General features: G+C 67.8%; 21 protein-coding genes. 7 read left to right on the plus strand and 14 right to left on the minus strand.

Translation table 11 applies throughout. The annotated features are described in order from the left end of the window. Positions 1-101: 101 nt before the first annotated feature. Positions 102-1,232, minus strand: coding sequence for a tRNA guanosine(34) transglycosylase Tgt (gene tgt / locus GIY56_RS02220; protein ID WP_154763173.1), 1,131 nt, complete (start codon positions 1,230-1,232; stop codon positions 102-104). Between the two features lie 123 nt (positions 1,233-1,355). Between tgt and GIY56_RS02225 the strand changes: the two genes are divergently transcribed. From GIY56_RS02225 to tpiA, 3 genes are all read left to right on the plus strand, one after another. Beyond that, positions 1,356-1,709, plus strand: a complete 354-nt coding sequence (locus tag GIY56_RS02225; RefSeq protein WP_154763174.1) for an SUF system Fe-S cluster assembly protein — start codon at positions 1,356-1,358, stop codon at positions 1,707-1,709. Positions 1,710-1,845: 136 nt separating this feature from the next. Further along, positions 1,846-2,217, plus strand: coding sequence for a HesB/IscA family protein (locus GIY56_RS02230; RefSeq protein ID WP_154763175.1), 372 nt, complete (start codon positions 1,846-1,848; stop codon positions 2,215-2,217). Between the two features lie 82 nt (positions 2,218-2,299). Beyond that, positions 2,300-3,043: a triose-phosphate isomerase gene (gene tpiA, locus GIY56_RS02235; protein ID WP_154763176.1), complete on the plus strand. Its 744-nt coding sequence runs from the start codon at positions 2,300-2,302 to the stop codon at positions 3,041-3,043. Here tpiA and GIY56_RS02240 read toward each other — a convergent pair. The 3 genes from GIY56_RS02240 to GIY56_RS02250 are packed head-to-tail and all read right to left on the minus strand — an operon-like array spanning position 3,018 to position 4,873. After that, positions 3,018-4,025, minus strand: a complete 1,008-nt coding sequence (locus GIY56_RS02240; protein WP_154763177.1) for a GGDEF domain-containing protein — start codon at positions 4,023-4,025, stop codon at positions 3,018-3,020. The genes tpiA and GIY56_RS02240 overlap by 26 nt on opposite strands. Then, complete coding sequence (locus tag GIY56_RS02245; protein ID WP_154763178.1) at positions 4,022-4,534, minus strand: heme NO-binding domain-containing protein; 513 nt, start codon at positions 4,532-4,534, stop codon at positions 4,022-4,024. Before GIY56_RS02245 ends, GIY56_RS02240 begins: the two co-directional genes overlap by 4 nt. A gap of 51 nt (positions 4,535-4,585) precedes the next feature. Next, complete coding sequence (locus tag GIY56_RS02250; RefSeq protein ID WP_154763179.1) at positions 4,586-4,873, minus strand: DUF3572 domain-containing protein; 288 nt, start codon at positions 4,871-4,873, stop codon at positions 4,586-4,588. 100 nt (positions 4,874-4,973) lie between these two features. On the opposite strand from GIY56_RS02250, the gene GIY56_RS02255 reads away from it, so the two are divergent. The 3 genes from GIY56_RS02255 to GIY56_RS02265 all read left to right on the plus strand — a co-directional run bounded on the left by GIY56_RS02255 (position 4,974) and on the right by GIY56_RS02265 (position 7,550). Beyond that, on the plus strand, positions 4,974-6,359 hold the full coding sequence (locus tag GIY56_RS02255; protein WP_154763180.1) for a diguanylate cyclase: 1,386 nt from the start codon (positions 4,974-4,976) through the stop codon (positions 6,357-6,359). 97 nt (positions 6,360-6,456) lie between these two features. Next, on the plus strand, positions 6,457-6,867 hold the full coding sequence (locus tag GIY56_RS02260; RefSeq protein ID WP_154763181.1) for a DUF983 domain-containing protein: 411 nt from the start codon (positions 6,457-6,459) through the stop codon (positions 6,865-6,867). Then, the gene (locus GIY56_RS02265; protein WP_196053518.1) at positions 6,813-7,550 is read left to right on the plus strand and encodes an NUDIX hydrolase; all 738 of its coding nucleotides are present in this window, start codon (positions 6,813-6,815) and stop codon (positions 7,548-7,550) included. Before GIY56_RS02260 ends, GIY56_RS02265 begins: the two co-directional genes overlap by 55 nt. A 2-nt stretch (positions 7,551-7,552) precedes the next feature. On the opposite strand, the gene GIY56_RS02270 is transcribed toward GIY56_RS02265, so the two are convergent. The 10 genes from GIY56_RS02270 to GIY56_RS02315 form a co-directional block, all read right to left on the minus strand. Beyond that, complete coding sequence (locus GIY56_RS02270; RefSeq protein ID WP_154763182.1) at positions 7,553-8,323, minus strand: enoyl-CoA hydratase-related protein; 771 nt, start codon at positions 8,321-8,323, stop codon at positions 7,553-7,555. Between the two features lie 60 nt (positions 8,324-8,383). After that, a complete protein-coding gene (locus tag GIY56_RS02275) occupies positions 8,384-8,839 on the minus strand; it encodes a cytochrome c-type biogenesis protein (protein ID WP_154763183.1) in 456 nt (151 codons plus the stop codon). After that, the gene (locus GIY56_RS02280) at positions 8,836-10,797 is read right to left on the minus strand and encodes a heme lyase CcmF/NrfE family subunit (protein WP_154763184.1); all 1,962 of its coding nucleotides are present in this window, start codon (positions 10,795-10,797) and stop codon (positions 8,836-8,838) included. The genes GIY56_RS02275 and GIY56_RS02280 overlap by 4 nt, the downstream gene beginning before the upstream one ends. Before the next feature lie 101 nt (positions 10,798-10,898). Continuing rightward, complete coding sequence (locus GIY56_RS02285) at positions 10,899-11,420, minus strand: holin family protein (protein WP_154763185.1); 522 nt, start codon at positions 11,418-11,420, stop codon at positions 10,899-10,901. Further along, on the minus strand, positions 11,411-12,022 hold the full coding sequence (locus GIY56_RS02290; protein ID WP_154763186.1) for a holin-associated N-acetylmuramidase: 612 nt from the start codon (positions 12,020-12,022) through the stop codon (positions 11,411-11,413). The genes GIY56_RS02285 and GIY56_RS02290 overlap by 10 nt, the downstream gene beginning before the upstream one ends. Before the next feature lie 75 nt (positions 12,023-12,097). Beyond that, a complete protein-coding gene (locus tag GIY56_RS02295; protein ID WP_154763187.1) occupies positions 12,098-12,568 on the minus strand; it encodes a CinA family protein in 471 nt (156 codons plus the stop codon). Continuing rightward, a complete protein-coding gene (locus GIY56_RS02300; RefSeq protein ID WP_154763188.1) occupies positions 12,565-13,053 on the minus strand; it encodes a phosphatidylglycerophosphatase A family protein in 489 nt (162 codons plus the stop codon). The genes GIY56_RS02295 and GIY56_RS02300 overlap by 4 nt, the downstream gene beginning before the upstream one ends. 4 nt (positions 13,054-13,057) lie before the next feature. Next, positions 13,058-14,197: a bifunctional 2-C-methyl-D-erythritol 4-phosphate cytidylyltransferase/2-C-methyl-D-erythritol 2,4-cyclodiphosphate synthase gene (locus tag GIY56_RS02305; RefSeq protein ID WP_154763189.1), complete on the minus strand. Its 1,140-nt coding sequence runs from the start codon at positions 14,195-14,197 to the stop codon at positions 13,058-13,060. Further along, positions 14,194-16,374, minus strand: coding sequence for a phosphoribosylformylglycinamidine synthase subunit PurL (gene purL, locus GIY56_RS02310; protein ID WP_154763190.1), 2,181 nt, complete (start codon positions 16,372-16,374; stop codon positions 14,194-14,196). Before purL ends, GIY56_RS02305 begins: the two co-directional genes overlap by 4 nt. A gap of 288 nt (positions 16,375-16,662) precedes the next feature. Then, positions 16,663-17,568 carry a LysR family transcriptional regulator gene (locus tag GIY56_RS02315; RefSeq protein ID WP_154763191.1) on the minus strand — a complete coding sequence of 302 codons (906 nt, stop codon included), beginning with the start codon at positions 17,566-17,568 and terminating at the stop codon, positions 16,663-16,665. Positions 17,569-17,718: 150 nt separating this feature from the next. Here GIY56_RS02315 and GIY56_RS02320 point away from each other — a divergent pair, with 150 nt between their 5' ends. After that, entirely contained in the window at positions 17,719-21,108 is a 3,390-nt protein-coding gene (locus tag GIY56_RS02320; RefSeq protein ID WP_154763192.1) for an indolepyruvate ferredoxin oxidoreductase family protein, read from the plus strand. Positions 21,109-21,134: the final 26 nt, after the last annotated feature.

Genomic DNA, 21,134 nt, shown 5'->3' on the forward strand with positions numbered 1-21,134 from the left:
CTCATGAAGTCTTTCAAACCGGGCGGTTCGTCCGCCAATCTGCAACGGATAGGGGCAAGACGGGCCGATGAAAAGTGTCTTTGGTCAACGAAGTTGACGGATCACGGCGGGGGGATGTCGCCCTGCGCCCGCATTGCATGAAAATCGGCCACGAAATCGTCCAGCCGGCCTTGGGCGATCGCGCCGCGCAGGCCTGCCATCAATTCCTGGAAATAATGCAGGTTGTGCCAGGTCAGCAGCATTCCGCTGATCATCTCGCCCGCGCGGAAGACATGGTGCAGATAGGCGCGGCTGTAGCCGGTGCAGGCCGGGCAGGTGCAATGTTCGTCCAGCGGGCGGGGGTCGTCGGCATGGCGCGCGTTCTTGATGGCGACCGGGCCGCGCCGCGTCCAGGCCTGGCCGGTGCGGCCCGACCGCGAGGGCAGCACGCAATCCATCATGTCCACGCCCCGCTGCACCGCGCCCACGATGTCGTCGGGCTTGCCCACGCCCATCAGATAGCGCGGCTTGTCGGCGGGCAGGAAACCGGGGGCGTAATCCAGGACGCCGAACATCGCCTCCTGCCCCTCGCCCACGGCAAGGCCGCCGATGGCATAGCCGTCGAAGCCGATGGATGTCAGCGCGCTTGCCGATTCCTCGCGCAGGTCGGGCGTGACGCCGCCCTGCATGATGCCGAACAGCGCGTGGCCGGGGCGGTCGCCAAAGGCGTCGCGCGACCGCTGCGCCCACCGCATCGACAGGCGCATGGATTTCGCCACGGCGTCCTCGGTCGCCGGAAGCGCCGGGCATTCGTCGAAGCACATCACGATGTCGCTGCCCAGCAGGCGCTGGATCTCCATGCTGGTTTCGGGCGACAGCAGGTGCCGGGATCCGTCGATATGGGACGAGAAGGTGACGCCGTCCTCGGTCAGCTTGCGCAGGGCGGCCAGCGACATGACCTGGAACCCCCCCGAATCGGTCAGGATCGGCCGGTCCCAGTTCATGAAGCGGTGCAGGCCCCCAAGACGCGCGATCCGTTCCGCGCCGGGGCGCAGCATCAGGTGATAGGTGTTGCCCAGCAGGATGTCGGCGCCCGTCGCGCGCACCGATTCGGGCAGCATCGCCTTGACGGTGGCGGCGGTGCCCACGGGCATGAAGGCGGGCGTGCGGATCTCGCCACGGGGGGTGTGGATGGTGCCGGTGCGGGCGCGGCCGTCGGTCGCCTGCAAGGTGAAGTGGAAACGCTCGCTCATCGGGGGACCTGTCGCTGGAACCGGGCGTGTCTAGCCAATGCGGGCGGGGATCGCAATCCGCCCCGCTCTGGACGGAAGCCGGGGGGTTGACTATATGAAGAACGGATTTGACAGGAACACGCCATGACCGAGTTGCAGGAAGGCGCCCCGCTGATCGCGCCCTCGACCACCGACCATCCGCTGTATGACAGCGTGGTGGAGGCCTGCAAGACCGTCTATGACCCGGAAATCCCGGTCAACATCTTCGATCTGGGGCTGATCTATACCATCGGCATCAACGACCGGAACGAGGTTCGCGTCATCATGACCCTGACCGCCCCGGGCTGCCCCGTCGCGGGCGAGATGCCGGCCTGGGTCGCCGACGCGGTCGAGGCCATTCCGGGCGTCAAGCAGGTCGATGTGGAAATGACCTTTCAGCCGCAATGGGGCATGGACATGATGTCCGACGAGGCGCGGCTGGAACTGGGCTTCATGTAGGCTTGCCGGCGGCGGTGGCCGGGGGCGCTTCGCCCCCCGGACCCCCCGAGGATATTTGAGCCAAGGCAAAGGAGCCTGCGCCTTGATAGGGGCAGGTCGCGCGATTATCTTTGAAGCGAACAGAAGGAACGCGCCCATGTTTGCCATTCCCGGATCGGTTCCGGTCACCATCACGCCCGCCGCCGAACGCCAGATCGCCCGGCTGATGAGCGGCAAGAACGCCTTCGGCCTGCGGATCGGGTTGAAGAAGGGCGGCTGCGCGGGGATGGAATACACCATGGATCTGGTCGAGGCCGCCGGGCCGAACGAGGAGGTGGTCGAGCAGGGCGATGCGCGCGTGGTGATCGCCCCCAAGGCCCAGATGTTCCTGTTCGGGACCGAGATCGACTTCGAGAACGGCGTGCTGGAATCCGGCTTCAGGTTCCGCAACCCCAACGTCACCGATGCCTGCGGTTGCGGCGAATCCGTGCGGTTCGAGCCGCTGGAAGGCAGCCGCGCCGCCGGATGATTCCCGGCTGGTTGCGGCGTTATCATGATTGTGCAGCGCCTTTTGTCATCCTAAGCCACGGGCAAAGCTTTGGAGGAATGGCATGGCACCGCGCAAACTGGCCGCTGGCAACTGGAAGATGAACGGCAATCGGGCCGCCCTGGCCGAGATCGACACCCTGATCGCGGCCCACCCCGTCCCCGGCTGCGAGGTCCTGATCTGTCCGCCTGCCGTTCTGCTGCATCCCATGAAGGCGCGTGTCGGCGATGCCATTGCGCTTGGCGGGCAGGATTGCCATGCCAAGGCCTCGGGGGCGCATACGGGCGACATCGCGGCGGCGCAGTTGAAGGATGTGGGTGCGGCTTACGTGATCCTGGGCCATTCCGAACGCCGCGCCGATCACGGGGAAACGGATGTGGCGGTCGCGGCCAAGGCGGCGGCCGCCCATGCTGCCGGGCTGACCGCGATCATCTGCGTGGGCGAGACCGAGGCGCAGCGCGATGCCGGGGAAACGCTGGACGTGATCGCCGCGCAGCTTGACGGATCCATCCCGGATGGGGCGACGGCGGCCAACACCGTCATCGCCTATGAGCCGGTCTGGGCCATCGGCACCGGGCGCACCCCCACCACCGGCCAGATCGCCGAGGTTCATGGCCTGATGCGCGAACGCCTGGCCGGCAAGGTCGCGGATGCCGCGCAGGTGCGGCTGCTTTACGGCGGCAGCGTCAAGCCGGGCAATGCGGCCGAGATCTTTGCCATCCCCCATGTGGACGGCGCCCTGGTCGGCGGGGCCAGCCTCAAGGCCGATGACTTCGGCGCGATCATTGCGGCCCTGGCAGCGGCCTAGGGGTGCAACCCAGCGGCAGGGGCGCGATGGACACGCGGCCCTTCCCCGCGCGCTTGGACCGATAGAGCGCCACATCGGCGTCATGCAGCATCCGGTCGGTGTCGTCGGGACCATAGCCTGCCGACAGCACGATCCCCAGGCTGGCCGAGATCCCGCATCCCTCGGGCGAGATCTCCTCGATTCCCCGGATGATCCGGGTGCCGATGGCCGTCAGCGCCTGGCAGGTCCAGGATCCGCCCAGGATCAGCACGAATTCGTCGCCGCCGATCCGGGCGACATGATCATGCGCCCGCACCGCGCGTCCCAGCACCCTTGCCACATCGAACAACAGCCGGTCGCCCGCGCCGTGGCCCAGCCGGTCGTTCACAGGCTTGAAGTTGTCCAGATCCAGATGCACCAGCGCGAAACCCTGCCCGCTGCGGGAATCCAGGGCGCCGCGCATCGCGGCCAGCAGCCCGCGCCGATTCAGGATGCCCGTCAGGGGATCGGTATGAGCCTCTCGCTCGGCATCCTGGCGGGCCAGCATGAGATGGCGGTTGAAGCGCGCCAGTTCCCCCTGGATGGCGCGGTTGGCTTCCTGAAGGAACATCAGTTCCAGCGCCAGTTCCGTGGGCGCGAAGTCGTTCTCGGTCAGGCCGAAGGTCGCGACGGCATCGGACAGCGACACCCCGAAGCCGAAGTTCAGCAGCAGCCCGCCGAAGCCCGGCGCCACGACATGGCCGCGCAGCACCATCTGGCGGTGGTGGCGCAGCCGCAGGGACAATCGCCTGGCCGGATCGGCGGCCCGGATCTGCGTCATCACGCAGCCGGTCTCGGTGCCCTTGGCCTCGACGAAGATGTCCTCGACCACCTGCGCGCCGGGCGGCACCAGCTTCTGCATGGTCGGCCCGGCGAAATGGATCACGCCGTTCTCGGCCAGGCACAGATGCATGGGCATCAGCCGGTCCAGCGCCGCCTGCCCCAGTGTCAGGGCGCGGGTCATGCGGGGACGGCCCTGGCCGACAGCCGAAAGGTCCGCGCCTCGGCAAAGGCCGCGTCCGACACGTCGATGGCGATCCCGTCCGCGCTGCGGGTGATGACGCACAGCGTGCCGTAATCGTCGGCCATTGCCCGCAGCAAGCCGCTGAGAAGCGCCGTCCAGACGGGCGACCCGTCCGAGATCGTGACCCAGACCAGGCCGTCCGCGCTGCGCGACAGCGCGATCTCGGGCACCTCAACGTCGTCGGTGATCAGGCGGATTCGTTCGGGCAATTCGTCCAGCCGCAGCAGGAAGTCCAGGAAATCGCTGCCGCAGAACCGCAGGAGACGCCAGATTTCGTCCTGCCGCACCAGCCAGGCCCCCAGATCCTCGATCAGTTCGTCCGGGGGCTTGCCCAGCTGATCTGCCGCAGCCTGCAGCATCAGGGCGGGGGGCAGCAGGCCCGCCTCGACCCCGGGGACGGATTCCTCCTGCAGGAACTTCTCGATCGCGCGGTTGACCAGGTCGTGCATGTGTCACCTCCGGCGCCCTGTCTAGACGCGAAAGGTGAACAAATCGCAAACTCAGATCTGCCAGCCATAGCTGCCGGGACCGGCCAGGGCGGTCCTCGCCTGCATCAGGTCGCCCGGCGCGACCCCCAGCTCGGCCGCCGCCTCCATGACCCGCCCGTCGTCTTCCAGCAGGTAGTCCAGCACATGCAGCGCCATCTCGGGGCTGGTCGCCACCTGGCGCAGATCCTGTGGCTGAAGGCCCGTCGCGCCCAGGAACGCCTCGACCAGATCGGGCCGCCCGGCCAGGTAGAGAAAGGCGGATGTCGCCAGCTCCTGCGCGGATTCTCGCTTATACGTCATCGCCCGGTCCCTGTTCCGACTCGCTCACCGACTGTTTGGAAACGCTTTGTTAAGGAATCAATGACATTCTTCGGAAAGGTCGTCGGAAGGGGCGTCATTCATGACTGCGCGTATCCTCATTGCAGAAAGCAGCGCGACAAGCCGGATCACCCTCAAGGTCAGGCTGTCGGGGGCGTGCTATGATGTCCTGTCGGCCGCGACCCCCGAGGACCTGGTGTCGCAACTGCGGTCGGGGCGTCCCGACCTGGTTCTGCTTGGACCGGGTTTCTTCGGCCTGCCGCTGGCCGAATTCTTCCGCCTCGTGTCGGTGGAACGCCCCCGGACGCCCGTTCTGGCGCTTGCCGATGGCCAGCGCCGGATCGAGGCGCTGGAGGCCGGGGCCTCGGCCGTGCTGGATCCGCAGGTCGAGGAGCAGATGCTGCTGGCCCGCGTGCGCGGCCTGTTGCGCGATTCGGAAACCGGCGACGCGTCGAGCTTCGCCATGGCCGAGGCCGCGCCCGGCTTTGCCCATGCGCCCTCGGGCAATGTCGTCCTGGTGGCCGACCAGCCCGGGCGGGCGCAGCGTTGGCGCCATATCCTGCAGCCCCGCCTGAACTGCCGTTTCGCCATCTCCAGCCCCGACGAGACGCTGAGTGCCGCGTCCCACGGCGACGGCGCGGATCTCTACATCATCGCCGCCGACATCGACCGCAAGGGCGACGGGCTGCGGTTGTTGTCGGAACTGCGCTCGCGCAACGGATCCAAGGAAGCGGGATTTGCGGTCCTGGTCGCGCCCGAGCGCGAGGATCTGTGCGCCATCGCGCTGGATCTGGGCGCAAGCGAGGTGCTGCCGCTGGATCCCGGCGGCGACAACAATGCCGAGATCGCGGCCCTGGCGCTGCGCAACCAGCTGGACCGCAAGCGCCGGGCCGACAGCCGGCGCGAGGAGATGAAGCGCAACATGGCCTGGGCGATGACCGATCCGCTGACCGGCCTTTACAACCGCCGCTATGCGCATCCGCACCTGGTCGAGATCGCGCAATGCGCCATGCGGCACCAGTCCGCCTTCGCGGTGATGGCGCTGGATCTGGACCGCTTTAAGACGATCAACGACAATTTCGGCCATGCCGCGGGCGACGCGGTCTTGTGCGACATCGCCCGCCGGGTCGAGGGGATCGTCGCGACCCGGGGCCTGACCGCCCGCCTGGGCGGAGAGGAGTTCCTGGTCGTGCTGCCCGACACCACCGGGTCCGAGGCCTTCCGCATGGCCGAGGACATCCGCCGCGCCGTCGAGATGCGCCCGACGCTGCTGCCCCGCGTCTCGGGCGGGGGGCAGGTGCAGGCCACGGTGTCGATCGGCGTCGCGCTGGAACAGGCACCCTTTCACGTCAGCCGCCCCGAGGTGCTGGCCGAGATCGCGCTGGAGCGGGCCGACCGGGCGATGATCGCGGCGAAATCGCTGGGCCGCAACCGCGTGCTGATGGCGCCGATGCAGCCCGTCCACTGACGATCCGCGACCAAGGATGCAGCCTTTTGCCGATCCCGGGACTGGCAGGACGGAAGGGCAGCGCCTACATTGGTTCCGCACCGCCCCGGAGATTGCCATGTCCCGAAACCTCGCCCCCGGCGATTCGTCCGAACGCCCGACCGGGCAGGCCATGCTGCGCGGGGCCATGGGCCGCTGCCCGGCCTGCGGCAAGGGCAGGCTGTTCCGGTCCTTCCTGAAGGTCGCCGATCATTGCCCCGCCTGCAACGAGGCGCTGCATCACCAGCGCGCCGACGACGGCCCGGCCTATCTGACCATCCTGCTGGTCTCGCATCTGGGCGCGCCCTTGCTGCTGGCCTGCTTCATCGCCTGGCGGCCTTCGGCCATGACGATGATCTGGACCTTCGGCGCGGGCGCGATCATCCTGTCGCTGCTGCTGTTGCCGCGCATCAAGGGGGCGATGGTCGGGCTGCAATGGGCGCGGCGGATGCATGGCTTCGGCACCCCTGGCCCTTCGGCCGCCTCGTGACGCAGGACGGCCCGCCCATCCGTGACGCCGCGACGATCATCCTGCTGCGCAGGACGGGCGCGGGCGTGTCCGTGCTGATGGGGATGCGCGGCGCGGGGGCGGTCTTCATGCCGTCGAAATACGTCTTTCCCGGCGGCGCCGTCGATGCCACTGATGCCACCGCGCCGCTGGCCGCGCCGCTGCCCGAGCCGCATCGCGGCCGCCTTCTCCAGCAGCCCCGGCCCGGATCCATCCCCGATCCCGACGCGATTGCCGCCGCCGCCCTGCGCGAATTGGCCGAGGAAACCGGCCAGCTGATCGGCCGCCCCGGCCGCAGCGATTGGCCGGGCTTTGCCGAGGCGGGCCTTTGCCCCGATGCATCAAGCCTGACCTATCTGTTCCGCGCGATCACGCCGCCGGGCCGCCCGCGCCGGTTCGATGCGCATTTCTTCCTGGCCGATGCCGCCAGCCTTGCCACCGATCCCGACGATTTCAGCCGCGCCTGCGACGAGCTTTCCCACCTGCACTGGGTGCCCTTGGCTGATGCCCGCGCCCTGGACCTGCCCTTCATCACCGAGGTGGTGCTGGCCGAACTGGCCGACCTGGTGGCGGGCCTGCCCCCCGACGCGCCCCTGCCGGTGCCGGACACGGTGCCGTTCTTCGACAACCGCACCCCGGCCCCGCGCTTCGCGCAGATCGCCTGAGATCAGCGCCCGGTGAACCGCGCCGGGCGCTTTTCCAGGAAGGCCGTCACGCCTTCGACGAAATCCGCCGTCCGCCCCGCCGCGCCTTGCAGCCGCGCCTCCAGCGCAAGCTGCGCGTCCAGGTCGTTCTGGGTGGATGCCTGCACGGCTTGCCGGATCGCCAGATAGGCGGCGGTCGGGCCTTGCGCCAGTTGCCGGGCGCGGGCGGCAACGCCATCGACAAAGCGGTCGTCCGGCAGCGCCTCCCAGATCAACCCCCAATCGGCGGCCTGGCGGGCGCTGACGGGTTCGGCGAACAGCATGGCGCCCATGGCCCGCGCCATCCCCACGGCGCGCGGAATGACGAACGTGCCGCCCGCGTCGGGGACCAGGCCGATCCGTGCAAAGGCCTGGATGAAGGTCGCGCTTTCGGCGGCGATCACCACGTCCGCGGCAAGCGCCAGGTTCGCCCCCGCTCCCGCCGCCACGCCATTGACCGCCGCGATCACCGGCGCGCGGCAGGCGCGGATCGCGCGCAGCATGGGTTCGTATTCGTCGCGCAGCGTGCCTTCCAGATCGGCGGCGGCGGCCCGGTCGGTCAGATCCTGGCCCGAACAGAAGCCGCGCCCCGCCCCGGTGATGACCAGGCAGCGCGCCTCGGACGGCAAGGTCTGGACGGCATCCGTGATCTCGGCCCGCATCCGGCTGCTCAGCGCGTTCATCACCTGCGGGCGGTTCAGGGTCAGCGTGGCGACGCCATCGCTGACAGCGAATTCAATGGTTTCATAGATCATGATGTCCCCCTTGCGGGGCATCATGACGCAAAACGGCCCGGGGGAAAGCGCGACCCGGCGTCAGTCGCGCATGATCTGGTCCAGGCGGTCACGCTCAGCCTGGCTCAGTGCCTGCGCCTCCTCGGGGCGGGCTGTCGCGCGATTGCGCAGGAAGCGCCAGGCCCCCAGCAGCGCGACCAGCAGCATGAAAGGCCCCGCCAGCCACAGCACCAGGTTGCCGCCCCGGGCGCGCGGCTCGAACAGCACGAATTCGCCGAAACGGTCCACTACCGCGTCGATCACCTGATCGTTGCTGTCGCCCGCCACGATCCGTTCGCGCACATACAGCCGCAGGTCGCGGCTGATCGGCGCGTTCGATTCGTCGATGTTCTCGCCCTGGCAAACCGGGCAGCGCAGCTTTTGCGAGATCTCGCGCGCCCGTGCCTCTTGCGCGGCATCCGGCAGAACCTCATTCGGCTGCACGGCGAAAGACGCCATAGGCAGCAGCAGGGCGATCAGAAGGACAAGCCGTCTCATTCCGCAGGCACCGCCTTGGCCGGCGCGCGTCGGGCGCCCGCAGCCACGCGGTAACGGCGGTCGGACAGGCTGACGATCCCGCCAAGCGCCATCAGCAGGGCGCCTGCCCAGATCCAGTTGGCAAAGGGCTTGATGTAGATGCGCACTGCCCATCCGCCATCCGCCTGCGCGTCGCCGATCACCAGATAGATGTCGCGGAAGATGCCGTTGTCGATGGCGGCCTCGGTCGTGGGCATGGCCTGGACGGGATAGACGCGCTTTTCAGGATGCAGGGTGGCGACGGGGCGGCCGTTCCGCGCGACCTCCATCGTGGCCGTGGTCGAGATGTAGTTCGGCCCCTCGACCTCCTCCACGCTGGCAAGCGTGATGTCGTAGTCGGCCACCCGAAACGGCTGGCCGACCTGGGCCACGCGGATGTCCTCGACCTGCCAGGCGGTCAGCAGCGCGATGCCGATGAAGGTGACGCCCAGGCCCGCGTGCGCCGTGGCCTTGCCCCAATCGGCGCGCGGCAGGCGCAACAGGCGCGACAGGCCCGACTGGCCGGTGCGGTGGACCAGTTCGGCGGCGGCGCCGAAGATGATCCAGGCGCCCAAGCCCGCGCCGATGACGGCCATGGCCGACCGCCCGGTGGACACGGCCCAGACCAGCGCCATGACTGCCGCCGCCAGGCCCAGGGCGGGCCACAGGGGCCGCATCGCCCGGCCCAGGGTCGCGCGCTTCCACGGCAGGATCGACCCCAGGGGCAGCGCGATGGCCAGCGCGATCATGAAGGGCGTGAAGGCCTTGTTGAAGAAGGGCGCGCCCACCGACAGCTTGCGGTCCCACAGCAGTTCCGCGATCAACGGCCACATCGTGCCGATGAAGACCACGAAGGCCGCGACCGCCAACAGCACGTTGTTCAGGACCAGCGCCCCTTCGCGCGACACGGGCGCGAAGATCCCCTTGGCCGTCATCTGCCCCGCCCGCGCAGCATAAAGCGTCAGCGCCCCGCCGGTGAACACGACCAGGATGCCCAGGATGAACACGCCCCGCGCCGGATCGCTGGCGAAGCTGTGGACGGACGTGATGACGCCCGAGCGGACGATGAACGTGCCGATCATGGAAAATCCAAAGGCCATGATCGCCAGCAGGATCGTCCAGCTTTTCAGCGCCTCTCGCTTTTCGACCACGATGGCGGAATGCAGCAGGGCGGCGGCCAGCAGCCAGGGCATGAAGCTGGCGTTTTCCACCGGATCCCAGAACCAGAAGCCGCCCCAGCCAAGCTCGTAATAGGCCCACCAGGAACCCAGCGCGATGCCGACCGTCAGGAACATCCAGGCGGCCAGCGTCCAGGGCCGCACCCACCGCGCCCAGGCGGCGTCCACGCGCCCCTCGATCAGGGCGGCGACGGCGAAGCTGAACGCCATCGAGAGGCCGACATAGCCGAGGTAAAGGAACGGCGGATGGAACGCGAGGCCCGGATCCTGCAGCAGCGGGTTCAGGTCGCGCCCGTCGAAGGGCGGGCTTGCCAGCCGCAGGAACGGGTTCGAGGTGAAGATGATGAAGGCGTAAAACGCCGCCCCGATGGAGGCCTGCACCGCCAAGACGCGCGCCCGCAGCGCGGGCGGCAGGTTGTCGCCGAAGGCCGCGGCCGTTGCCCCGAACAGCGACAGGATCAGCACCCACAGCAGCATCGACCCTTCGTGGTTCCCCCAGACCCCGCTGATCTTGTAAAGCATGGGCTTGGCGGTATGCGAATTCTCGTAGACCAGCTTCAGCGAGAAGTCCGAGGTGACGAAACCCACCGTCAGCGCCGCAAAGGCAAGCCCCACCAGCAGGAACTGCGCCACGGCGGCGGGGCGGGCGCTGTCCATCCATCCCCCCCAGCCTTTCGATGCCCCGACCATCGGCACCACCATCTGGAACAGCGCCACCGCAAAGGCGAGGATCAGGGCGAAATGGCCGAATTCTGCAATCATGGCGGGATCCTTTGGGTTCCGCCCAACATAGGGCCATGCCAAAGGGGGGAAAAGTCCCTCCTTGGCCGGTACCATCAGTTTTGCGTGTCGGCGCGTGCGGCCTATTCGCGCAGGCTCGCCATCCAGTCGCGCAGGGCGGCATTGTCGGCGAAATCGTCGTTCGGCTGGACCGCCGCGAGGTTCTGCGTCGTGGTCACGCTGGCCTGCACCTGGCTTGCGGGCCAGACGCGGTGGCGGAAATGATGCGCCTCGCGCGCGCCGAAGTAGAAGCCGACAATGGCGCCCAGCAGCCACCACAAGGGTTCGGGCACCTGCTGCAAGCCCATCATGCGCAGGCCAAAGCCCTCCGGCTCGGCCATGGCATAGACGAACAGGCCGATGGTGCCCAGGGCCAGAAGCGGCCGGGGAAGGCGGTTCAAGCCGTTGACGAAGCTGTCAAAGAAGCCCGGCCGAACCGTGGCGAATTCCTGGCCAAGCTCGCCGATGGCGCGGGCATAGGCCTCCTCCTCAAGCTCCATCTTGCGGGTGGCGTTCTGGGTGAAGACCTCGGCCATGCCGGTGGCGGCGCTGCCAAGGGCGGTGACGCCCTGGCCCAACCCGATGAAGCGGTCGATCATGCCCATCTGGCGGTCCTTTCGCGATGCTCGGCCTCGGTCAGGTGGTAACGGGGGCTGATGAACTCCTCGGCCCGGGTGATCCAGCCGCCCTTGCCGCCAGACTTGGCACGGGCATATTTGCGGCTGGCGGGGCGCTGATCGGCCAGGGCATAGTAGTAATTGCGCCGCGCGATCCCATAGGCGTCGGCGAAATGATCCGGCGCCGCCGCCGCCGCGTCATGGGCCGCCGCGATGGTCCGCGGGCCGACCACGCCATCGGCGGATGCCGCAAAGCCCATGCGCGCGACCAGCCGTTGCAGGATCTTCACCGCATTGGTGCCCGCGTTCACATACATGTCGAAGACGCTGGCCTGCACGGCGTCGGGCAATTCGGCCAAGCGCGGGCGGCGGAAGTAATGGTCCACGAAGATCTGCTGGGCCTGCGCGCGGGTCAGCATCCGCACGTCGGCGGCATCCACGCGTCCGTCCCCGTTCAGGTCCAGGCCCAGGGACTTCATCGTGCCCACGGTGACGCCGTAATTCGTGGCCCCGCCCGGATCGTCGGGATCGTTCACGTAGCCGCCTTCCCGTGCGACGATCTGGGCCGCGATGTCTTCAACGCTTGGCATGGATACCCCCGTCCTGCAAATGAGGCACAAGGGTGGCGGGGCCGCATTAAGAGGCTGTTAACCCGCCGCGCGTTGCTATGGGCGCAACGCGTCCAGCAGCATCTGCAGCGCATGGTCCACGGTCGCGGCGCGGACCTGGCGGCGCCCGATGGCACCGAATTCGACGGTTTCGGTGCGGGTGCCGAAGGGTTGGGCGACGGCGAAGCAGACGCGGCCCTCGGGCTTGTGCTCGGACCCGCCGGGACCGGCGATGCCGGTGACGGAAACCGCGATGCCCGCGTCAGAATGGCGCAGGGCGCCGGATGCCATTTCCGCCGCGACCTGTTCGCTGACGGCGCCATGTGCATCCAGCGTCTCGGCGCGGACGCCCAGCATCTGCCGCTTGGCGGCGTTGGAATAGGTGACGAAGCCCCGGTCCACGGCGTCCGAGGATCCCGGCACCTCGGTCAGCGCCCCCGCGATCAGCCCGCCGGTGCAGCTCTCGGCGGTGGCGATCATCACCCCGCGCGCGCGGGCGGCGTCCAGCACGTCAGAGGCAAGGGTCATTGCAGCAACCCATGGTAAATCCCGGCCAGGATGACCGAGCCGATGCCCGCGAACAGCCCGGCCCAGAGGTCGTCCATCATCACCCCCACGGCCCCGCCCTGCCGGTCGGCGCGGCCCACCAGCCAGGGCTTCCAGATGTCGAACAGGCGGAACAGCAGGAAGGGCACCACGAAGCCCGGCCAGGCGTCCAGGATCGAGATCCCGTGTCGCCACAGCGGGATCACGGTGAAGGACATGGCGAGCCATTGGCCCGCCACCTCGTCGATGACGATCCAGGACGGGTCTTCGTCGGTGGTCATGCGCAGGGCCTGCGGCACGGCCCAGAAGCCGATCAGGGCGGCGAGGACTGCGCCCAGAGGGATCAGCAGCGCGCCCCCGGCCTGATAGACCAGGACCGCCAGCAGGACGGCGGCGGCGGATCCCCAGGTGCCGGGCGCGGGGCGCAGGTGGCCGATGCCGAAGACGGTGGTAATCATGGCGATCATGGGGTCAGGCCTTCATCAGCAGGGCGGTGGCGATGGCAGCGATGCCTTCGCGCCGCCCGGTGAAGCCCAGCCGTTCCGAGGTGGTGGCCTTGACGCTGATGCGGGCGGGGTCAACGTCCATGATGGCGGCCAGGCGGGCCTGCATGGCCTGCGCGTGGGGACCGATCTTCGGGGCCTCGCAGACCAGCGTCACGTCGGCGTTGCCGAGCGTGAAGCCGCGGCTGCGGGCCAGATCGGCGGCGTGCGCCAGGAAGATGGCACTGTCGGCGCCTTTCCATTGCGGGTCGCTGGGCGGGAAATGGCGGCCGATGTCGCCCTCGGCCAGCGCGCCATAGATCGCGTCGGTCAGGGCGTGCATCCCCACATCGGCGTCGGAATGGCCGACCAGACCGGCCTCATGCGCGATCTTGACGCCGCACAGCCAAACGTGATCGCCCGGCCCGAAGGCATGAACGTCGTAGCCGTTGCCAAGGCGAATATCCATTGCGGTCCCCAATATCCGTTCGGCCCGCGCGAAATCGGCGGGAAAGGTGATCTTCAGATTGTCGGCGGACCCCGGGGTGATCGCAACCGGGATCCCGGCCGCAAGGGCCAGTTCCACATCGTCGGCGGCGTTGTCCGGGTGGAGGCGGTGCGCATTGGATATTTGGTCCAAGGCAAAACCCTGCGGGGTTTGCGCGCGGAACAACCCGTCGCGGGGGGCAATGCCGGTGACGGTGCCCTGCCCCCGCCACAGCGCGTCGGTCACGGGCAGCGCCGGGGCGGCGGCGGGCGCGCCCGCTTGCAGCGCGTCGATGACGCCCTGGATCACCGCCTCGCTGACCAGGGGCCGCGCGCCGTCGTGGATCAGGACATGGGTGGCCTGGCCTTCCAGGGCCTGCAGCCCGGCCCTGACGCTGGCGGCGCGGGTCTCGCCCCCCGTGACGATTGTCACGCCCCCTGCGAAATCGCGGATGGCGCGGCCCATGTCGTCAGGGTGGACCACCAGCACCACGCGGTCGAAGCCCGCGAAGGCGTCCAGCGACCGGGCCAGGACGCTGCGGCCTGCCAGATCGCGCCATTGCTTCGGCTCGCCGCCCGCGCGGGTGCCGCGGCCTGCTGCGGTGACGATGGCGGCGTAACCTGCCGGAGCCTTGACCGTCATGCGTGGTCCGGCATGTCGCCCCGGATCGCCTGCGCGAAGGCGGTGCGATAGAGCCGCGACAGGTCCGCCAGATCGCCCGCATCACTGCCCATCTGCACGGCCAGGCCACCGAAAACGCCGACCTGAACCGCAGGAACGCCCGCGGCATCGGCGGCCTTCAGCAGGGCGTCCGCGCCCGCCGCATCGCAGGCGACCAGATAGCGGGCCTGATCCTCTCCGAACAGTTGCGCGATGTCGCCCGAATCCAGGCGGATGCCGATGCCCGCCGCCTCGGCCATCTCGAAGGCGGCAAGGGCCAGGCCGCCGTCGGACAGGTCGGTCGCGGATTTGACATGGGCGCGGTTGGCGCGCAGGAATTCGCCGTGCTTGCGTTCCGCCGCCAGATCGACAGGGGGCGCGTCGCCTTCCTCGATCCCGAAGGCCTCGGCGACAAGGGCCGACTGGCCCAGGTGGCCGCGCGTTTCCCCGATCAGGATCGCCACGTCGCCTTCGGACGGCAGGCCCGCGATCAGGTTCGACAGGTCATCGATCAGGCCCACCCCGCCGATGGTGGGGGTGGGCAGGATGCCCTTGCCGTCGGTCTCGTTATACAGCGACACGTTGCCCGACACGATGGGGAAATCCAGCGCCGCGCAGGCCGCGCCGATGCCCTTGATGGCGCCCACCAGCTGGCCCATGATCTCGGGCTTTTCGGGGTTGCCGAAGTTGAGGTTGTCGGTCGTGGCCAAGGGCCGCGCGCCCACGGCGGACAGGTTGCGGTAAGCCTCGGCCACGGCCTGCTTGCCGCCCTCATAGGGGTTGGCCTTGACGTATCGCGGCGTCACGTCGCTGGTGAAGGCCAGCGCCTTGTTCGTGCCGTGGACGCGGACCACGCCCGCGCCCTGGCCCGGGCGGCGGATCGTGTCGGCGCCGACCTGGGTGTCGTATTGTTCCCAAACCCAACCCTTGTGGGCGTAGGACGGACTGCCGATCAGCGCCCGCAAGGCTTGGATCGGGGTGATCGCTGGTAGATCGGGCGCAGGTCCGGCGGCAGGCGTTTCCACCCAGGGGCGGTCGTATTCCGGGGCGGAGGAGGACAGCTTGGACAGCGGCAGGTCGGCCTTGACCTCGTTCCCGTGCAGGATCAGGAAGCGGTCCTCGGCAATCGTCTCGCCCACGATGGCGAAGTCCAGATCCCACTTCTCGAAGATGGCGCGGGCCTCGGCCTCCTTCTCGGGCTTGAGAACCATCAGCATCCGTTCCTGGGATTCCGACAGCATCATCTCGTATGCCGTCATGCCGGTTTCGCGCTGCGGCACGGCGTCCAGGATCAGCTTGATGCCAAGCCCGCCCTTGTCGCCCATCTCGACGGCGGAACAGGTCAGGCCCGCCGCGCCCATGTCCTGGATGGAGATGACGGAATCCGTCTGCATCAGCTCAAGGCAGGCTTCCAGCAGGCATTTCTCGGTGAAAGGGTCGCCCACCTGAACCGTGGGGCGCTTTTCCTCGATGGTGTCGTCGAACTCGGCGCTGGCCATGGTCGCGCCGCCCACCCCGTCGCGGCCGGTCTTGGCGCCCAGATAGACGACCGGCATCCCGATGCCGGACGCCGCCGAATAGAAGATCTTGTCTGCATCGGCCAGGCCTGCGGCAAAGGCATTGACCAGGCAGTTGCCGTCATAGCTGCGGTGGAAGCGGACTTCCCCGCCCACGTTTGGGACGCCGAAGGCATTGCCATAGGCGCCGATGCCTTCGACCACGCCCTTGACCAGATGCGGGGTCTTGGGATGCTCGGGGCGGCCGAAGGACAGCGCGTCCATGGCGGCAATGGGGCGCGCGCCCATGGTGAACACGTCGCGCAGGATGCCGCCCACGCCGGTCGCGGCGCCCTGGTGCGGCTCGATGTAGCTAGGATGGTTGTGGCTTTCCATCTTGAAGACCACGGCCTGCCCGTCCCCGATGTCCACCACGCCCGCGTTCTCTCCGGGGCCGCAGATCACCTGCGGACCGGTGGTGGGCAGGGTGCGCAGCCATTTCTTGGATGATTTATAGGAACAATGCTCGTTCCACATGGCGCTGAAGATGCCAAGCTCGGTAAAGGTCGGCTCTCGGCCGATGATGTCCAGGATGCGGTCGTATTCATCAGACTTCAGCCCGTGCGCGGCGATCAGGTCGGGGGTGATCGTCGGTTCCTGCATCGTGGTGCCTTCCTGCCAAGAGGTTTCGCGCCTTCTAGGACGGGACGCGCGGCATGGGAAGGGACCGCCCAAAGGACGCGGGCAAAAAAAAGCCGGGCACGAGGCCCGGCCCAAGTCCAACAGGGAGGTAGAAGGTGATGAGCGATTACGCTGACCATCGCCTTCGCAGCCCGATTTATGGGCAGGTTGTTAACGGTTCAAGGGGGATCATGCCGCAACCGCAGCATAGCAGACATGCAGTTGCCGAATAGTTACACGTTAAGGTTGCAGATTTGGCGGCAAGGCCGGTCAGGCAAGGATCGCCTCGCTCTGCCGGCGGCGGTAATCCTGGATTTCCTCCAGCACGAAATCGCGGAAGACGGCGACGCGGCGGGTTTGGCGCAGCTCCTCGGGATAGGCCAGGAACACCGGAACCTCGCCGGATTCGACATCGGGCAGGACGCGGACCAGCTGCTTGTGATCGGCGGTCAGGTAATCCGGCAGGACGCCGATGCCCAGGTTCGCCAGAACGGCCTGCAACACGCCGAAATAGTTGTTCACCGTCAGGGTCGAGCCGATGTTCTGGGCCATGATTTCCTGGACCAGGCGCGCGCCTGCCGCGACCTGCGGCTGGTCGGGCTTCTGGCAGATCAGCCGGTGCGGGGACAGGTCCGCCATGGTCCGGGGAACGCCTGCCTTGTCCAGGTAATCCTGGGTCGCGTAAAGCCGCATCCGGATGTTCAGAAGCCGCCGCCGGATCAGGTCGGACTGGCTGGGTTCCTTCATGCGGATGGCCACGTCGGCCTCGCGCATGGGCAGGTCCAGCAGCCGTTCCTCCAGCATCAGGTCGATCTTGAGGTCGGGATATTTCTCGTAAAGCTTGACCAGCCGGGGGGCCAGCCACAGCGTCCCGAAGCCCACGGCGGCGGTGACGCGCAATTCGCCGAAGACATGCTCCTCGCTGTCGCGGATGCGGGCCGAGGCCGTGTCCAGCTTGCGCGCCATGGCCGAGGTGGCCTCGAACAGGAGTTCCCCCTGTTCCGTCAGAATCAGGCCGCGCGCGTGGCGGTGGAACAGCGTCGTCCCGAGCGATTCTTCCAGCGCGCGAATCTGCCGGCTGACGGCGGATTGCGACAGGTGCAGCGTGTCGCCGGCATGGGTCAGGCTGCCCGCGTCGGCAACGGCGTGAAAGATTCTGAGCTTGTCCCAGTCCATGCTGTTACAATCCTGCCGTGTCTGCCATGCGTTTTTTGCAGACCTATCCCGAATGCCCCGCCCCGGCAAGAGAAAGCCGCAGCCTGCATTTTTCCTTTGGTCGGTCAGCAAAGCTGACCTATACTGTAGGCCGGTGGAGGAGTCATTGGAATGAGCAAGCAGGAATTCTCGTTGGCCGACCGGTTCGACCTGACGAAGCCCCAGGTGCTGCTGAACGGCACGCAGGCTCTGGTGCGGCTGATGCTGATGCAGGCCGCGCGCGACAGGGCGGCGGGGCTGAACACGGCGGGGTTCGTCACCGGCTATCGCGGGTCGCCGCTGGGGGGCGTCGATCTGGCGATGATGCGCGAAGGCAAGCGGCTGTCCGAACGGAACATCCTGTTCCAGCCCGGCCTGAACGAGGATCTGGCCGCCACCGCCATCTGGGGCAGCCAGCAGGCCGAACTGCGCGGGGAGGGCAAATACGACGGCGTCTTCGCGCTGTGGTACGGCAAGGGGCCGGGCGTGGACCGGTCGGGCGACGTGATGCGGCACGCCAACATGGCGGGCACATCCCCGCATGGCGGCGTCGTGATGGCCATGGGCGACGATCACACCGGCGAAAGCAGTTCGGTCCTGCACCAGTCCGACTGGGCGATGATCGACCGCTATATCCCGGTGCTGTCGCCTGCGGGCGTGCAGGAAATCCTGGACTATGGCCTTTACGCCTTTGCGCTGTCGCGCTTTGCAGGCGTCTGGACCGGCCTCAAGACCATGAAGGACACGGTCGAGGCGACCTCGGTCGTCAACGGCGATCCGTTCCGGCTGTCCTTTGTCGCGCCCGATTTCCAGATGCCCGAAGGCGGGCTGAACATCCGCCTGCACGACACGCCCGTCGCGTCCGAGGCGCGGATGATCGACTACAAACGCTGGGCGGCCGAGGCGTTCAGCCGCGCCAACAAGATCGACCACAAGGTCTGGGGCAAGCCGGGCGCCAAGATCGGCTTCGTCGCGGCGGGCAAGAACTGGCTGGATCTGGTCCATGCCCTGTCCCTGCTGGGCATCGACGAGGCCGAGGCCGAACGCCTGGGCCTGACCACCTACAAGGTGGGCCAGACCTGGCCGCTGGACATGAAGTCCATGCAGGAATGGTCGGAAAACCTGGAACTGATCGTCTGCGTCGAGGAAAAGCGCAAGCTGATCGAGGTGCAACTGAAAGAGGCGATCTTTGACAACCGCCACGGCCGCCGCGTCCACGGCTGGAAGCATGACCGCACCGGCGCCGAACTGTTCCCCACCCGCTATGCCCTCGACCCCGTGATGATCGCCCAGAAGATCGGCGAGATCCTGATCGAGGAAGGCCGCGGCACCGACCACATCAAGGCGGGCCTGACCCGTTTGTCCGAAGTGCGCCGCGCCGACAACGCCCCCGAGATCGCGACCCGTACGCCCTGGTTCTGCTCGGGCTGCCCGCACAACACCTCGACCAGGGTGCCGGACGGCAGCCGCGCCTATGCGGGGATCGGCTGTCACTACATGGTGCAATGGATGGACCGGGAAACCACCGGCTTCACCCATATGGGCGGCGAGGGCGTGAACTGGGTGGGCGAGGCGCCGTTCAGCAAGACCAGGCACGTGTTCCAGAACCTGGGCGACGGCACCTATAACCATTCGGGTTCCCTGGCGATCCGCGCGGCCATCGCGGCGGGCACCACGATCACCTACAAGATCCTGTTCAACGACGCCGTCGCCATGACCGGCGGCCAGCCGAACGAAGGCGGGCTGACCGCCCAGCAGATCGCCGCCGAACTGGTGGCGATGGGCGTGAAGCCCTTGGTCGTCGTCTATGACGAGAAAGAAGACGTGGATCCCAAGCAGTTCCCCGCGGGCCTGCGGTTCGAGGAACGCGCCGAACTGATGGCCGTGCAGCGCGAACTGGCCGAGGTGCCGGGCGTCAGCGCGATCCTGTATATCCAGACCTGCGCCGCCGAAAAGCGCCGCCGCCGCAAGAAGGGCACTTTCCCTGATCCCGACCGCCGCGTGTGGATCAACCCCGAGGTTTGCGAAGGCTGCGGCGATTGCGGCGTGCAGTCGAACTGCGTGTCCATCGTGCCGCTGGACACGGAACTGGGCCGCAAGCGCCAGATCGACCAGTCCAGCTGCAACAAGGATTTCAGCTGCGTCAAGGGCTTCTGCCCCAGCTTCGTCACCGTCCAGGGCGGCAAGCTGCGCAAGCCCAAGGCCGAGGCCTTCGACATCCCCGACCTGCCAACCCCCGCCCTGCCCGCGATCAGCGGCACCCATAACGTCGTCATCACCGGCGTCGGCGGCACCGGGGTCGTGACCCTGGGCGCGGTGCTGGCCCAGGCCGCCCATATCGACGGCAAGGGCGCCGGCATGATGGAAATGGCGGGCCTGGCGCAAAAGGGCGGCGCGGTCCACATCCACCTGCGCCTCGCCAACCGCCCCGCCGACATCAGCGCCATCCGGGTGGCGGTGGGAGAGGCCGACTGCATCATCGGCGGCGACCTGGTGGTGACGGCGGGGGCCAAGACCATCGGGCTGATGACCACAGGCCGCACCGGCGCTGTCGTCAACGATCACGAGATCATCACCGGCGATTTCACCCGCCTTCGCGATTTCCGCGTGCCGTCCGACCAGTTGAAGGTCTCGCTGCAAGCGCGGCTGCGCGACCGCGTGGCCTTCTTCGACGCCAACGATCTGGCGCTGCGGATGCTGGGCGATTCGATCTATTCCAACATGCTGGTGCTGGGCGCCGCCTGGCAGCAGGGGCTGCTGCCCTTGTCGCTGGAGGCGATCATGCAGGCGATCGAACTGAACGGCGCCAAGGTCGCGGAAAACCAGCGGGCCTTCCAGATCGGCCGCTGGGCCATGGCCTTCCCGGATCAGACGGCAAGGCCCGCCGAGGTGACGCAACTGCCCCCCGACCCCATCGCCTATCGCGAGGCGCGACTGGTCGGTTACCAGAACAAGCGGCTGGCGAAACGCTTCCGCAAGCTGGTGGACGCGGCCCCTGCCCCCCTGCGCGAAAGCGTCGCGCGCGGGTATTACAAGCTCTTGGCCTACAAGGACGAATACGAGGTCGCGCGGCTGCACCTGACCACCGCCGAACAGATCGCGCAACAATGGGACGGGGACACGAAGCTGACCTTGCACCTCGCCCCGCCGATGCTGGGCGGCAAGGGGGCGGACGGGCGTCCGAGGAAACGCGAATACGGCGAATGGATGCTGACGGGCTTCAAGGTTCTGGCGCGCATGAAGGTCCTGCGCGGCACGCCCTTCGATCCCTTCGGCTACATGGCGGAACGCCGCCACGAACGCGCCGCCATCCGCGAGTACGAGGCCGACATGCGCGAGGTTCTGGCGAATGTCACCGACGCCTCCATGCCCATAGCCATCGAGCTGGCCGAACTGCCCCTGACCGTGCGCGGCTATGGCCCGGTCAAGGCCCAGGCCGAGGCGGCGGCCGCCATCCGGCGAACGGAGTTGCTGGCGCAGTTCCGCAGCGGCCAGGCGCCCTTGCAGCAGGCCGCCGAATGACGGTTCGGCGGGCGACCTGATCTAGG

The sequence above is a fragment of the Paracoccus lichenicola genome, from assembly GCF_009708075.1.
Classification (GTDB): Bacteria; Pseudomonadota; Alphaproteobacteria; order Rhodobacterales; family Rhodobacteraceae; genus Paracoccus; species Paracoccus lichenicola.